The sequence below is a fragment of the Longispora urticae genome (assembly GCF_053902585.1).
This window is the reverse complement of record NZ_JAQZSH010000013.1, coordinates 61618-75750: the sequence shown is the minus strand read 5'-3', so window position 1 is coordinate 75750 and position 14133 is coordinate 61618. Positions and strand designations below refer to the sequence as shown.

The window sequence follows — 14133 nt, the reverse complement described above, 5'->3', positions numbered from 1 at the left end:
GGCTGGGTCGTCGCGGGCTTGGTGCCGTGCGGGATGGTCAGTCGGCCGAGCGGTCGAGGGCCACGGCCAGCCGGCGCAGCCAGTCTCCTCCCGGGCCACGCGCCCATGTGCCTTCGTGGCGGAAGTTGTCCCAGTCTCCGGGGTCGAGGGTGAGCACCGTCTCGGGGCGGAAGGTGTCGGCGACACCGCCCCACTCGGGGCGCAGTAGTTCGCGCACCACGGCCAGGGGGACGGTGGTGTGTTCGGCGAGGAGTACGGCGTCGTAGAGATCTTTGCCCTGGGGCCACAGATCGGTGGCCAGCCACTGCAGTTTCCAGGCCAGCGACAGCGCTGGTGTGGCGGCCAGCAGGGGTCGGTCCAACCCTGGTAGCACGATCGGTTCCGGCGGTAGGGGCAGCGGCTCGGCGAACACGAAGTCGAGCTGCACGGTCCCCTCCGGCAGCCCCGGCGTGACGAACGGAAACACCAGCCTGCGCCCCTCGGCCCGCTCGTAGGTCCAGATGTCGGCGCCCGCAACCCGCGCGGCGTCCAGTCCGCAGCCCGGCGAGGCCCGCACCGCGTCGATCACCGCTGCCAGCAGCTTCCTGCCGGCGGCACTGTCGGCGGCCAGGTCGGCGGGGAGTACGACGAAGTCCAGGTCCGCCGGCTCCCGCGCCGCGTCGCCGAACCACGCGGCCATCAGCGCGCTCCCTCGCAGCATCAGACTGTCGGCCCAGGGCGCGGCCGCGACGAGGCCGAGCACGTGGTCCATCGCCGCGCGCCGTGCCGACCGCCACTCCACGCCCCGCCGTGGGTCGGCGAAGTCGGGCTCGCCGGGCCGGAACGCTCTCTCGTACTGCTTGACCGCCGGGTCGAACACCGCACGCTGCCGTACACCCTCGCCCTGCGCCGGCTGGTACGTGGCCGGATAGTTCGCGCTGCCCGCCGGGGCGGTCCGGGCGGCCGCATCGCGCTCCGTCCACCAGGAGTTGTCCCAGCGGGGGTTCTCGACCGGTTCCAGCCAGCCGTGGTCGAGTTGCTCGTTGCTGTCGTGGATCACGTACTCCTGTTCGGTCTCCACCACCTCGTGTCCGGAGGCCCGGAGGTCGGCCAGGAGCGCCTCCAGACGGGCGCTGGCCGTCGCCTGCCCCACCTGTCGACACCGCTGGGTGACGAACCGCTCCTCGCGGGAGTCGGAGCGACGCCGACGCGCGTTGCGGGACGGCTGTGCCCCGTGCGGGGCGGTCAGTTCGGCCAGGGCGAGCAGGCGCTCGACACCGGCGTCCGGCAGGAGCAGCTTCACGTGGTGCTCGAAGTACTCCCGCGGCGGCCGACCCGTGGCGGCCTCGTCCGTGTCGGGCACGCCCTCGTTCCACGGTGCCACCTCGATCTTCACCCGGGACACCCGCAGACCGGCGGCCTCGGCGTCCACCTGCCAGCGCCGCGCGGTCAGGTGCGCGACCTCTTCCGTTCCGGTGCCGGACACCGTGAGCATCGGCTGGCTGACCCCGTAGCCCCGATTCAGGATGATGTGCGCGAAACCAAGCCCGTGCCGCGCTGCGAACACCTGCACGTCGACGACCCGACGCGCGGACACGGTCAGATGGATCTCGAATTCCCCTGTGAAGTCGACCATCGGAGCAGCCTCCCACACCGCAACCGTGACGTCGGAAGTGCTCACGCCAGCGGCCCGTCGCTGACACGGCCGGGCGGACCACCCCGGTCCCGGCAGTTCGTCCAGGTCCACCACCGGGGTACCCGGATGTCAGCTTCCCGATAGGACCCCCGGCGGTTCCTCGTTAGGTTGACGGTCCCTGGCGCCGGCCCGGTAGCGCCACTCGACAGGGCTGGCGAGGCGCGCCATGGCAGTGGTAGACGTCGATGTGACTGCGGTGCGCGCCTCCCTGCGACGGTTGTCCCCGGGCCGGCCCTGGCGATGCGAGATCATCCTGATGGTCGGCGGCGGGGTGGGTGTCGGCAAGACCACCATCGTGATCGGGCTCAACCGGATCGAGACGGTGGACGTGGAGACCGGCGAGGGGCTGACGCCGCTGCACCTGCCCACCCGCGGGGTGCCCGACGAGCGGTCATGGGCCGTGATCGAGCGCCTCCGTCGAGCCGGCGCCCGCGACATCCTGACCGGGGTGCCCGGCAGCAAGGTCACCCTCCCTCGGGTTCGGGAGGCGTTCAGGAGGTGTGACGCAACAACGCGTCCACGACGGCCGGCCACGTCACGCGGGGCAGGCCCTGACCGATGCCCGGCAGGGTGAGCAGGGTCGCGCCCGGGATCTCCGTGGCCAGCGCGACGCCGTTCCCGTGCGGGAAGAACGGGTCCTCGACCCCGTGGATCACCAGGGTCGGCGAGGTGATCCCGCCGAGCCGTTCGCGCCACCGTGGCCGACAGTCGATGGCCGCGAACATCGTGCCGAGGTGGCTGGCGCGCTGTGCTTTCGCCGTGCGGCCCGCACTGTCGAAGACCGAGCCGGCGGTCGCCCGGACGTCCCGCTCGTTGAATCCCGCCGATCCGGACATCAACCGTGCGGTGCCGGTCATGTAGTCGACCACGCTGTCGCGGTCGGCCCAGTCCGGCGCCGGACGTCCGAACAGTTGCCCCATCAGCTCCGGCGCGTGGTCGGGCAGGTCGGCGTCGACCGGACCGGGCGCGACCGGCCGGGTGGAGACCAGTGTCAGCGATGCGACCTGGTCGGGGTGGTCGAGCGCGAGCAGTTGCGCGATGAAACCGCCGACGCCCATCCCGACCACGTGCACGCGCCCCAGTCCCAGCGCCGACGTCAACTCGGACGCGTCGGTCACCAGATCGCGCAGGTCGTAGGCGGGCGCGTCCGGGTCGACGAACGTCGACCGGCCGGCGTCGCGCAGGTCGTAGCGCACCACGTACCGTCCCTGCAGCGAAGTGCACAGTTCCTCCGGCCAGCTGAGCGTGGTGACGCCGATCAGCAGTACCGGTGGATCCGCCGGGTGCCCGAACGTCTCCACGTACAACGTGACGCCGTTGACCTTCCACCGCATCGTCGGCCCCTTCCAGATCGTCGACTGAGAACTGACCCGCACCGGGACCCTGGTCCCCGCTTCGCCGCGCCGACCGGTCACCGGTCAGCGGCGGTGGCGGTCATGGCGTCTCCTCACGTGACTGGCGTGGCGTCGTGCGCGCCCTCACCACTGCTACGAACACGACCGCCCCGATCCGACACGGCTCCGGAGGGAGAATTCACGCCGGTCCGGGTCCTCCAGCGGTCCGGCCCCGCGACGGGGCGGCCGTCGCGCGACGCCGAACGGCCGGCTGGACGCGTCGCCGACCAGCCCGCCCCGGACTCCGCCGCCGACCGGCTGGTCTTCCCACCCCGAACACCACCACCCGTAACGGGCGGCGCGATCACAGGTAGCGCAGGAGCCGTTCGTCCAGGAACCGGGTGAGGCCGCGGATGCCGCCGTCGGCGAGGGTGATGACGAACAGTCCCGCTGGACGGCCGTCCTCGAAAGCGCAGGCCAGGGCCGGCTGGCCGTTGGCGGCCGTGTGCTGGAGCCGGAACCTGCGTCCGGCCCGCCAGTCGACACCGGCACGCAGGAAGCCGGTGACCGCCGCCAGGCCGAGGTATTCGTGCGGAGCGGGTGGCATAGCCAGCCACACGTCGTCTGTGAGGAGTGTGACGACCGTGTCGATGTCATCGGCGCTGTAGGCGTCGGCGAACCTGCGGACGACGTCGGCGTCGCCCGGCGCGGGCGGGCGGGACACGCCGTCGCGGTCACGGTCGACGGACGCACGGGCCCGCTGCAGCAGGCCCTTCACCGCGGTGGGTGTCAACGCGAGCATGCTCGCGGTCTCAGCCGCCGTGTAGCCGAGCACATCGCACAGCACGAGGGCCGCGGCCTGCCGGGGCGGCACGCGCTGCAACGCGGTGACGAACACCAGCTCGACCGCCTCGCGGGCGGTGTAGCGTGCCTCGGGGCCCGGGGCGCTGTCCGGGATGTCGCCCAGGAGTGTGTCGGGGTAGGGCTGCATCCAGGTCAGTTCACCCAGCCGGCTCGGCGGTGGGGGCGTGAACGGCGGGGTGGGTGCGGGTGGGATCCGCCGGGAGCGGTCACGCAGGGCGTTGAGGCAGCGGTTGGTGGCGACCCGGTACAACCACGTCCGCATGGTGGAGCGGTGCTCGAAGCCGTCCAGGCCGCGCCAGGCGGACAGCAGCACCTCCTGCAGGACGTCTTCGGCGTCGGTGAGCGAGCCGAGGAGCCGGTAGCAGTGCACCAGGAGCTCGCGCCGGTGTGCCCGGACGAGGTCTTCGAAAACTTCTTCGGCCACGACCGTTCCGATCCGTGCGGTCCCGGTGTCTGCATGGGTACCGACACCGGAAGGACATCTGATGATCAGCTCAGCATTGCAGATCGCTCTCGCCCACCACCGGGCCTGGACCGGCAAGGAGCTCGACCTGGCGATGAGCTACCTCGCCACCGACGTGGTCTGCGAGGCTCCCGCCGGGCGGATCGAGGGGGTGGCGGCCTACCGGGCGTTCCTGGCCCCGTTCGCCGAGAAGCTCCTGATCAGGGCGGAGGTGATCGCCGCGTTCGGCGACGAGTCCACCGCCCTGATCATGTACGACACCGAGACGATCCCCGCGGCCAGTGCGCCCGCGGCCGAGTGTGTCACCGTCCGCGACGGCCTGATCGTGCACAATCGGTTCGTGTTCGACCGCACGCCGTTCGACGCGTTCGCGCGCCGCGCACACTGAAGGGGGCCGGGGTGGGTTTCGACTCCGATCTCGCCGAGCGGGTCGCGGCGCTCCTGGAAGGCCGGCCCGGGACGAGCACCCGGCGGATGTTCGGCGGGCTGGCCTGGCTGGTCAACGGCAACATGGCCGTGGTCGTCCGGGGACAGGGCGGCCTGCTGGTGCGCGTAGACCCGGGCCACCACCTGGCCCTGCTGGCCGAGCCTGGCGCCGCCACCATGATCATGCGCGGCCGGGAACTGGCGGGCTGGATGACCGTCACCGCCGACGCCTGCGCCGCGGAGGCGGCCCTGGCCACCTGGGTGGAACGGGGCGTGGCCCACGCTGGAGACCTGCCACCGAAATGAGTGCCCGCGCACACGCGGCCCGTCCGACAGCGGGCGCCGATGGGTGGGCTGACGGCGCGTGACCCGGGCTGGCGTCGCCGGAGTGCTGGGCGGCTCGGCGCCGCCGGGCCACCACTGGTGGCGGGTGTTCATGCGGGCGTTCCTGATCACCCACGCGGCGGGCGGACACCAGGTCCGGCCGCTGACGGCCACGTCACCGTCGGCCGCGAGCCCGCCCCGGGGCGGTCCTTCTAGTGCGCCGCGAGTGCCTCGTAGGCCTCGTCCAGGAGTTCCACCAGGTTGTGGGCCCCGTCCAGTTGGGCCCAGCGGTCCAGGGTCACGTCGAGCGCGACCAGGGCGACGCCGGCGGCCAGTACCGGTCGGAGGTCCGTGGTCGGGTCGAGTCCTGTGCGCGTGCCGAGTTCGGCGGCGAGGGACGCGCGCCACTGGTCCTGGGCGGTGAGGTAGCGGGCCCGCAGTGCCGGCGTGCCGAGGATGATCCGGGTCAGCCCGAGCGACTTCTCCGGGTGGGTGGAGATCTCGTCGAGGACCAGGGCGAGCGCGGCCCGGAGTGCCGGGGCGGGGGCCTCCGTGGCGGGCCGGGCGGCGAGGTGCACGCTCACCGCCGAGCCCAGGTCGCCGAGCAGTTCGATGATGACGTCCTCCTTGGAGCGGAAGTACCGGAAGAACGTGCGCCGCGAGACCCCGGCGGCCTCGGTGATCTCGTCGACGGTGGTCTCCTCGAACCCCTGGTGGGCGAGGAGCCGCAGCGCCGCGTGGGAGAGCTCGTCGCGGACGAGTTGCCGCTTGCGTTCACCGAGGTTGACCATGGGCACACTCTACCCCCAACGCCATGGTTGACACTCTGTGCCATAAAGTGCATGCTGTGTCGCATGAGTAACTGGACCGCGTCCGACATCCCCGACCAGACCGGCCGAACCTTCGTGGTGACCGGTGCCAACAGCGGCCTCGGCCTCGAAACGACGCGGGAACTCGCCCGGCGCGGCGCGCACGTCGTCATGGCCGTCCGCGACCGGGCCAAGGGCGAGGCGGCGGCGGCCGGCCTCGCCGGCAGCGTGGAGGTGCGCGACCTCGACCTGTCCGACCTCGGATCGGTCCGCGCGTTCGCCGCCGGGATCGACACCGACGACCTGACCATCGACGTACTGGTCAACAACGCCGGCATCATGATGACGCCCCGTTCCCTGACCCGGCAGGGCAACGAGCTCCAGTTCGGCACGAACCACCTGGGGCACTTCGCGCTCACCGGGCTCCTCCTGCCCCGGGTCACCGGGCGGGTCGTCACCGTCAGCTCCGCGATGCACCACCGGGGCCGGATCCACTTCGACGACCTGACCAGCGCCCGGAGGTACTCGCCGACAGCGGCCTACGCCCAGTCCAAGTACGCGAACGTGCTCTTCGCCCTCGAACTCGACCGAAAACTGCGCCAGAACGGTTCCCCGGTCCGCAGCATCCTCGCCCACCCGGGATTCGCGGCGACGAACCTCCAGGTCACCGGCCCGACCGGCCTGATGCGCGCCGGGGCGTGGATCCTGACCAAACTCCAGTCGCAGAGCGTGGAACTGGGCGTCCTCAGCCAGCTGTACGCGGCGACTGACCCCCGGGCGCGGGGCGGCGAGTTCTACGGCCCGGACGGCAGACGGGAGATGCGGGGCTATCCGAAGCTCGTCCGACCGGCGCAGAGCGCCACGGACCCGGCGACCGCGCGCCGACTCTGGGACATCTCCGAGACCGCGACCGGCGTCGCGTACTAGCGTCGTGCCGGTTCGTCGGCAGGTCACCCGGGAAACGGTGCGCCCGGCCCCGCTCCACCTCTGACAGTGCCCGCGCCCAGACATCGACACCCCCGGTGTCCGTTCCGGACGAAGTCACCCCGGAGGGTTGACTCCTGGCCGAGAATGAGGGACACCACCAACCCCGAAGGGGCGCGAATGACGCACGCAACGGCGACGGGCGGCGAACCGGCCGAACTCCTCGACGAGTTGGGCCGCCTGATCCGCGCCGGCCGCCCGGCGGACGCCGTCGCGCTGGCCGACGAGGCACTGGCCGGGGCGGTCTCGGACCGGACCGCGGCCACCGTGTTGCTGTACAAGCTCAGCGCGCAGCTCAACCTCGACGACATCGAGCATTGCCCGGCCACCGTCGACGCCGTGCACGCGCTGCTCGACCGGTTCCACGACCCGGCGATCGTCGGGGAGTTCCACGCCCTCGCGGCCAGGGTCACCCAACGGCTGGGAGCGCTGGAACTGTCGGTCCAGCACCTGGTGCGCGGGGTCCGGGCCCTGGAGCGCGCGCCGTCCGGCTTCGCGTCGGCGACGGCCTGGCTGGACGTCGCCGTCACGTACTCGTATATCGGTTTCCACACCGAGGCCGTGGAGGCTCTGGCCCGGGCGCGACGGATCGCGGCGACCGCCGGCCTGGACCCCGCGACCTTCTCCCATCCCGAGATCAGGGTCCGCTACGCGCTGTGGCTCGACCAGCAGGGCGACACCGCCGGTTGCGTGCGCGAACTCCTCCGGGTGAACACGACCCTCGGCCCGGAGGACATCCAACCCCAGGAGACACCCTTCCTGGTGTACGCCGCCGCCCGGCTGGCAGCCCTGGGCGTCCGCCCGCACCGCACCGTGGGCGTGTTCACCGAGACCTACGAGGCGACGTCACCGGAGGCCGTCGCGGTCATGCTCGCGGCGGACGCGTGCCTGGCCGTCGCGGCGGGCGACCCGAAGCGCGCGCTGGCCCTCCTCGAGGAGGTGGAGGCGGACGGCCACGTCCCCGAGCCGGAGATCTACCGGCTGCGTGCGATGGCCTACGCCCGCGACGGTGAACTCGCCGCCGCGCTGGCCTCCGAGCGGATCGTGCACCGCGGCATGCGGGACCGCTCCGCCCGCCTGCACAGCCTGTACGTGGAGGGCGTCGCGGCCCGCCTCGACCTGGTCGACCTGCGCCAGACCGTCACCCGCTACTCCGACGAGGCGCACACGGACCTGCTGACCGGTCTGCCCAACCGCCGGCACCTCGACAGGTTCGTGGGCGACCTGACCAGCGAGGGCAGGTCCGGCACGGTGGTCGTGGCCGGCCTCGACGGGTTCGCGACGGTCAACGCCGTCCACGGGCGGCTGTCGGCCGACGAGGTACTCCGCCAGGTGGCCGTGATCCTCGGTCGGCTCCTGCGCGGCAGCGACTTCCTGGCCCGGTACGGCGGCGACGAGTTCGTCATCGTCCTCCCCGACACCCCGCTCGCCGCCGCGTCCGAGGTCACCGGTCGGCTCGCGGTGGCCGTCGGGAGTTTCGACTGGAACATTCTGGTACCGGGCGCGTCGGTGGCGGTCACGATGGGCCTGGCGGAGCTGGGCCCCGGCACGGACCTGGTCGCCGCGTTCCAGGCCGCCGAGCTGGACCGGTCCCAGCGGAAGGCCGCGCGTTCCGGCTGACGGCGAGCCGGGCGGCCGCGCACGACGGCCGGCCCGGGCTCCTGCGCGGGTGTGGAGACGGTGCGCGCTGTGAGGGCAGCCGCCGAGCTGCCGTAGCCGTGTGCGGCCGGCTCTGGCTGTGTCTGATGGGCGTCAATCGATCCAGGGGGTGCGAGGACCGCTGGTAGTCGTTGCGGGGGGAACTGTCGAGCGGCCCACTGAGACGATCGTACGTTTGGAGCCCGGCAATGGAGAGTTTTGCGGAGCGGATGGCGACAGTCCGTCAGCAGCAGCAGGACGAGGAAGCTCGCCGAACGGCTGAGCAGGACGGTTTCGCCCGTCTCCGCGAAGAGGAGCGCGCCCGCCGCGAGGAGGTGCTGCGTGTGTCGCGGCCGATCGCCCGGGAGATGGCGCGGCGTGGCATTCCCGTTTCGGTGGACGTCGTCAGATCAGTCAGGTTCGAGACTGGTGGGCTCTTCAGCAAGAGAACCGCGCAGCGCGACGAAACGGTGATCTCCGGCTGGTGGCTGCCCGGGCGTCAGGCGACGCTCAGGCGTGACCCCGATTCCGGCCGGGTCAGCCGGACCGTCGAGGGTCAGTTCCTGGCGGTCGACGGCAGCATCAATCAGATCAGCGTGCACAGCGAATACAACGTCGCCCTCGACGATCCGAAGATCCGCTACCAGACCCACGACTGGGCGGCAGAAAAGGGTGGGACGGGGCCGGTGCCGGGCCATGAGTACCGGACGAACAACGAGTACTGGCTGCAACTGCTCGCGGCCTTCGCCGTTGAGCACGCCATCGATCCGGCCATTGTCCCAGACCCACCGGCTGATGGGGCGTGACGGGGAGCTGCCGGTCAACTCGGGCTAGCCGGCGCGTCCCACCAGATGACGCACGGCCCGTTGCCCCGTTGCTCAGAAGAGGGCTCCGGTGGCACTCCGCGCCGGGCTCGGCCGGCCCGGCGGCCCGGAGGCTCGCCGCTCAACCTCCCCAGTTCAGGCAGTGTCGGATCAGCCCGGCCACGTCGACCACGACCGGGCCCATACTGCCCGGCGCGAAGTACCGGGCCAGCAGTTCGGGGTCCGCCAGCGCGTCCTGGAAGTCGGCCGGGCCGAGGTGGCGGGCGCGGTCCGGCGGGCGCGGATCCAGTGCGCGGCCCCGGTCGAGGCGGACCGTCAGGTTGTCGTACACCCCTGGGTTCGTCTCGTCCTCGCGGAGGATCACCGGGGTACGCAGCAGCCCTTCGACCTGGAGCATGCCCTGCTCGGACGCGGACCGTGGGGTGTGCACGTGCCGGCTGACGGTCAGGTCGCCGGTGATGTACACGTCGGCGTGACCGAGGGTGAAGGTCTCGGCGGTCACGGCGCCCAGCACCAGCAGCCCGAGCACCGACTCCGAGCGGCCGAACACGATCGGCCCGTCGACCCGCAGGTCCCCGTCGACCACCACGAACTCCGCCGACACCTCGTCCTCGAGCAGCGAAGCCAGGCGGGTGGCGCCGGAGTGGACCTCGACGGTCCCGACCCGCCGCCAGTCGCCGGGGTCGAAACCCACCGGCAGGCCGGACAGGTCGAAGCGCTCGTCGGCCTCGTCGAAGGAACACAGTTCCATGTGGTCAGCCGCGGCGGGCGCGGAACACGAGCAGTCCGGAGTCGCCGGCGGGCCCGCCCTCCCAGTCGCCCGCGCAGACGACGTCGGTGAAGCCGGCGGCGGCCAACTCCCGGCGGAACTCGGTGGCGGTGCGGAAGTACAGGGTCGTGCGGTAGATCCGGTCCTCGCCGTCCGGGAACACGTTGTGGGCGTCGAAGACGACCCGGCCGTCGGAGACCCCGGTGACGTCGATCCACTCCTTGAGCAGCCCGAACGGGGTGGTGCGCTCGCCGTAGGTCGCGTCGGGTGTCCAATGCTCCCATTCCCGGTACCGGGGATCGCGGCTCTCGAAGGCGAGGACCCCGCCCGGGCGCAGCGCCCCGGCCAGCGCGGCCAGCGTCGCCGGCAGCTCCCCGTCGCCGATGTGCATGATCGAGTTGCCCGTGCAGACGGCCAGGTCGGCGGTGCCGGTCACGGGCACGGCACGGGCGTCGCCGGGCAGCCAGGTCACCGCCCCGCTGCCGGGCCGCGAGCGGGCGTAGGCCAGCATCGTCGCGCTCGGGTCGACGCCGAACACGACCCGGCCCGGTCCGGCCAGCGCACGGGTCAGGAGGCCGGTGCCGCAGCCGAGGTCGATGATCGTCCGGGCGTCGAGCCCGTCGGCGAGGGCCCGGTAGTAGGCGTGGTCGGAGCCGGCGGGATTGTCCAGGTCGTACAGCTCGACCAGGTCCGGGTCGCGGTAGGGATCAGTCGACACCGTCGAACCATAACGCCCGGAGCCGGGCGGGTTCGAACCTCCGCCACAGAGGTGAGCGGAACGACGGGCGCACACCGGTCAGGTGCCCCGGGCCCGCGGCATGGAACCGACGGGCTCGCGCTCGGACCGGGTCGGCAGGAGCTGGAACCCCGCAGAACACAGTCCCCTGGGACCACCAGGCCCCACTGTGGCCGCTCCGGTCACGAGGCCGGGTACGCGTCAGTCCCCGTCGGGTCCGGACCGTGCGCCCGGCCCGGGCCGGGGGCCGAACAGCGCGTATCCGAGGAGACCCACCGACGCGGTACCGGCGATCAGTGCCAGCTGTTGGGCGAACAGGTCCAGGGAACCGTAGGAGTAGGAACCGCCCCAGGTCAGGCCCAGTGCCACGGACCCCAGCAGCGGCAGGGCCACCACGCCCGCCCAGACCGGGCTACGCCGGCGCGCCGCGGTCACGGCGGTCACGATGCCGGTGGCCATCAGCACCAGCCATCCCACGCTCCACAAGGTCGTCCACAGGTTGGCCCCGTAGTAGGAGTAGCCGGAGGCGACGTTGCCGAGGCCGACCACCGCGTTGGCGCCCCGGTGCACGGGACGGACCAGGCTGAACGAGATGGTGGAACTGAGGTCCTCAGCGGTGGCCTCCGCCATGACGAGAGCGAGGAGCACCGCGCCCGAGGTCGTGGCGAGCAGCGCCGGGCGCCGTGGCCACCGCGTCACCGGGCGCGCCCACCGGGGCCATCCGTGCGGGCGGGCCGGGCCGACGGGGCCGGCCCACGCCCACCACAGCGCGGCCGGCGCGCCGAGCAGTATCCGGAGCGCGAAGTCGCCGGGTCCCTCGGTACCCGCCGTGCCGTCGAACCAGATCAGGCCCCATCCCACACCCCGGTCCACGGGTCCGAACTCGTCGAACAGGCCGAACAGCCGCCAGCTCGCGGTGACCGCCAGCACCGTGGCCATGCCCGCCACCCACCGCCACTCCCGGAGCCGCGCCGCGGACACGACGGCCACCACCGCCAGTACCGGGACCACGGCCAGCGAATCCAGGCCCGCGTATCCGTGCACGTCATGGCCCACGATCACCATCTGGACGAGCTGGACGACCGCGAGCGCCGTCGCGGCGACGACCACGGCGAGCACTGTGGGGCGGGCGACGGTCGGGAGGGGGTTGCCGGCGGACCGGGGCCCGGTCGTGTCCTCGCGCGGACCAAGGGCGGGTCGCTCGGACGTCGTGCGACCGCGGCCCGTGGAGTCCACGGTGTGTGCCGCCGCCGGGGGAGTCGACGTTGTCGAGGGGGCGCCGTCGGGGCCACCCGCGCCGAACAGCTCCGCGACCTTGTCGGCCACGGGGTTGGTCCCGGCGGCGGGACCTACGGACGAGTTCTCTTCGGGCACCGCGGTCGCCCCGACCCTGGCGGCGTGGGGAGGAGCCGAGGGTGCAGCGTCTTCGGACGTTCGGAGCGATCCCGGTACCCCGAGAGGATCTGCCCCCGCCGCCGGTCCGGACCCGGTCGTGTCGCCGTCACGGACGACCTCGTCGTTGCCGGCCGTTTCCGTCGCGGGGGTAGGGGCGTCGGGTGCAGCGGCGTGCTCGGGCCCGGCGACCGGCGCTGGCGCGGCCGGGGTTCGAGGTGCCGGCGCGGGCCGGGCGGAATCCGGTGCTCCCGACGGGCGAGGCGTGCCCGGGGAGAGGTTCCCCGCCGTTTCCAGCGCCTCCGTCGCCGCCGCGCGCACCCGCACGCTGTCGTCGCCGTCGCGCAGGCGGGACAGTTCGACCAGGGCGCGGGCCGCCAGTGCCGTGCCGGGGCCACTCAGGATTCGGCGGAGTTCCGTGACCGCTTCCAGGCGGAGTACCACCCGGTCGCTGTCCAGGTCGGCGAGGACGCCGGGTGGCAGTGTCGCCGGGCGCACGCTGCGGGCGAGGGTCAGGCTGCCTTCGGCACCGAAGATCCATTTCATCGGGGACTGGCCGGGGGTGCGGCGGCGGACCTGGCGGTAGGTGTAGTCGTAGAGCTCGTCGACGGTGATCTCGCCGTCGCCGTCGAGGTCGGCGTCGCCGCTGGCCAGTCCGGCGACCAGGGCGGTGGTGAACACCGACGGGTCGCCCTCCGAGCGGGTCAGGTCGCCGCCCTCGAAGGCGTACTCGGTGGCGCTGGACGCGGTGAGCACGATCCGACCGGCCCCGGTGCCGAACTCGTCCCGGATGTGTACCGTCCGGTCGGCCCTGGCGGTGGCACCCCGGTGGAACGCGCCGCTGTAGCAGCAGTCGAGGACCAGCACGACCTGGCCGGACCCGGTCTGGGCCATCTGGTCGCTGACGAAGGACGCGGCGACGCCGGTGGCGCCGAGGGTACGCAGGTCGGTGTCGCTGGCGGCCAGGTACAGCCGGCCGCGCGGGTCCTTGACGCCGTGGCAGGAGAAGTGCAGCAGCAGGACGTCGTCGCGCTCGCGGTCGGCGAAGAAGAGGGCCACCCGGCGGCGGACGGTGCGCTCGTCGGCGTCGGTGAGCAGGTCGACGTCGAAGCCCCCGATGGCCGGGTCGCCGAGGACGGCGGCGAGGGCGTCGGCGTCGCGGACCGGGGCGCGCAGCGCGGCCAGGGCCGGGTCGTCGTAGTGGGCGTTGGCGATCACCAGGGCGCTGCGCCGGGCGGTCGTGGGCCGGCCGCCGCGGGCGGCGAGCAGGGCGGCGACGATCGGCGCCACGTCGGTGTCGGGGCCGATCTCGAAGTCCGTGCCTGCCACGGTGACCCGGACCCGCTGCCGGCGGCCGGTGAACCGGGCCACGCAGGCCCGGATCGCGGTGACGACCTTGAGCAGCGCCTCGCCGGCCTGCACGGCGGTGATGATGAACGTGAACGCGCCGAGGAGCTCCACGCCCCGGGTGCCTTCGGGCGCGGGGCCGACCGGGGCCGCCTCGACGCGGTGCGCGCCGGCGTCGGTGAGGGCCGCGCGCAGGTCGTCGGCGAGTTCCTCGACGGCGGCAGGGTCCGGGGGCGTGCCGTCGCGCGAGGACACGACCAGCGAGAACTGCGAGACTCGGTCGGCGGTCATGCGCACCTCGGGGAGGAGAGGGTGGCTGTCCGGTCATCATAGGCGGATGTGGATGCCCGACGCTCCGGCATTTCGGCGGGAGGAGTCGGGCGGGCGGCGACTGGCCGGGTGGCGTCCAGGATCGCCGGGCACTGTCTGACCTTGGGAAACGGGCCCGCGCGGAACCTGCGGGAGTCCTTAGTGGATCTCGGTCGCGCTGCCATGCCCGGGGCGCAACGGCCTGGCGGGTCTGCCGTTCGGCCTGGGGATGTTCCTGC

At 72.6% G+C, this 14133-nt stretch carries 12 protein-coding genes; 5 read left to right on the top strand and 7 right to left on the bottom strand.

What is annotated here, in order from left to right; translation table 11 throughout:
* Positions 1 to 37 precede the first annotated feature (37 nt).
* The 3 genes from PT931_RS07350 to PT931_RS07340 form a co-directional block, all read right to left on the bottom strand.
* The gene (locus tag PT931_RS07350; RefSeq protein ID WP_456244921.1) at positions 38 to 1615 is read right to left on the bottom strand and encodes a nucleotidyl transferase AbiEii/AbiGii toxin family protein; all 1578 of its coding nucleotides are present in this window, start codon (positions 1613 to 1615) and stop codon (positions 38 to 40) included.
* A 551-nt stretch (positions 1616 to 2166) separates the two neighbouring features.
* Positions 2167 to 3009: an alpha/beta fold hydrolase gene (locus PT931_RS07345; RefSeq protein ID WP_456244920.1), complete on the bottom strand. Its 843-nt coding sequence runs from the start codon at positions 3007 to 3009 to the stop codon at positions 2167 to 2169.
* Between the two features lie 364 nt (positions 3010 to 3373).
* Positions 3374 to 4297, bottom strand: a complete 924-nt coding sequence (locus PT931_RS07340; protein ID WP_456244919.1) for an RNA polymerase subunit sigma-70 — start codon at positions 4295 to 4297, stop codon at positions 3374 to 3376.
* A 61-nt stretch (positions 4298 to 4358) separates the two neighbouring features.
* Here PT931_RS07340 and PT931_RS07335 point away from each other — a divergent pair, with 61 nt between their 5' ends.
* Positions 4359 to 4724: a nuclear transport factor 2 family protein gene (locus PT931_RS07335; RefSeq protein ID WP_456244918.1), complete on the top strand. Its 366-nt coding sequence runs from the start codon at positions 4359 to 4361 to the stop codon at positions 4722 to 4724.
* 11 nt (positions 4725 to 4735) lie between these two features.
* Positions 4736 to 5068 (top strand): TfoX/Sxy family protein, encoded by a 333-nt coding sequence (locus tag PT931_RS07330; RefSeq protein ID WP_456244917.1) that lies wholly within the window; start codon positions 4736 to 4738, stop codon positions 5066 to 5068.
* Between the two features lie 230 nt (positions 5069 to 5298).
* On the opposite strand, the gene PT931_RS07325 is transcribed toward PT931_RS07330, so the two are convergent.
* A complete protein-coding gene (locus tag PT931_RS07325) occupies positions 5299 to 5877 on the bottom strand; it encodes a TetR family transcriptional regulator (RefSeq protein WP_456244916.1) in 579 nt (192 codons plus the stop codon).
* Positions 5878 to 5940: 63 nt separating this feature from the next.
* Between PT931_RS07325 and PT931_RS07320 the strand changes: the two genes are divergently transcribed.
* From PT931_RS07320 to PT931_RS07310, 3 genes are all read left to right on the top strand, one after another.
* Positions 5941 to 6822, top strand: coding sequence for an oxidoreductase (locus PT931_RS07320; RefSeq protein ID WP_456244915.1), 882 nt, complete (start codon positions 5941 to 5943; stop codon positions 6820 to 6822).
* A gap of 177 nt (positions 6823 to 6999) precedes the next feature.
* Positions 7000 to 8499: a GGDEF domain-containing protein gene (locus PT931_RS07315; RefSeq protein ID WP_456244914.1), complete on the top strand. Its 1500-nt coding sequence runs from the start codon at positions 7000 to 7002 to the stop codon at positions 8497 to 8499.
* 227 nt (positions 8500 to 8726) lie between these two features.
* Positions 8727 to 9323 (top strand): hypothetical protein, encoded by a 597-nt coding sequence (locus PT931_RS07310; protein WP_456244913.1) that lies wholly within the window; start codon positions 8727 to 8729, stop codon positions 9321 to 9323.
* 139 nt (positions 9324 to 9462) lie between these two features.
* On the opposite strand, the gene PT931_RS07305 is transcribed toward PT931_RS07310, so the two are convergent.
* The 3 genes from PT931_RS07305 to PT931_RS07295 form a co-directional block, all read right to left on the bottom strand.
* Positions 9463 to 10092: a hypothetical protein gene (locus tag PT931_RS07305; protein ID WP_456244912.1), complete on the bottom strand. Its 630-nt coding sequence runs from the start codon at positions 10090 to 10092 to the stop codon at positions 9463 to 9465.
* Positions 10093 to 10096: 4 nt separating this feature from the next.
* A complete protein-coding gene (locus tag PT931_RS07300; RefSeq protein WP_456244911.1) occupies positions 10097 to 10828 on the bottom strand; it encodes a class I SAM-dependent methyltransferase in 732 nt (243 codons plus the stop codon).
* Between the two features lie 219 nt (positions 10829 to 11047).
* Complete coding sequence (locus PT931_RS07295) at positions 11048 to 13876, bottom strand: caspase, EACC1-associated type (protein ID WP_456244910.1); 2829 nt, start codon at positions 13874 to 13876, stop codon at positions 11048 to 11050.
* Between the last annotated feature and the right edge of the window lie 257 nt (positions 13877 to 14133).

What these genes read in the sequence shown, in the direction of transcription:
- PT931_RS07310 (WP_456244913.1), top strand. Translation starts at nt 8,727, where the DNA reads ATGGAGAGTTTTGCGGAGCGGATGGCGACAGTCCGTCAGCAGCAGCAG.
- PT931_RS07305 (WP_456244912.1), bottom strand. Translation starts at nt 10,092, where the DNA reads ATGGAACTGTGTTCCTTCGACGAGGCCGACGAGCGCTTCGACCTGTCC.
- PT931_RS07335 (WP_456244918.1), top strand. Translation starts at nt 4,359, where the DNA reads ATGATCAGCTCAGCATTGCAGATCGCTCTCGCCCACCACCGGGCCTGG.
- PT931_RS07350 (WP_456244921.1), bottom strand. Translation starts at nt 1,615, where the DNA reads ATGGTCGACTTCACAGGGGAATTCGAGATCCATCTGACCGTGTCCGCG.
- PT931_RS07315 (WP_456244914.1), top strand. Translation starts at nt 7,000, where the DNA reads ATGACGCACGCAACGGCGACGGGCGGCGAACCGGCCGAACTCCTCGAC.
- PT931_RS07325 (WP_456244916.1), bottom strand. Translation starts at nt 5,877, where the DNA reads ATGGTCAACCTCGGTGAACGCAAGCGGCAACTCGTCCGCGACGAGCTC.
- PT931_RS07345 (WP_456244920.1), bottom strand. Translation starts at nt 3,009, where the DNA reads ATGCGGTGGAAGGTCAACGGCGTCACGTTGTACGTGGAGACGTTCGGG.
- PT931_RS07320 (WP_456244915.1), top strand. Translation starts at nt 5,941, where the DNA reads ATGAGTAACTGGACCGCGTCCGACATCCCCGACCAGACCGGCCGAACC.
- PT931_RS07295 (WP_456244910.1), bottom strand. Translation starts at nt 13,876, where the DNA reads ATGACCGCCGACCGAGTCTCGCAGTTCTCGCTGGTCGTGTCCTCGCGC.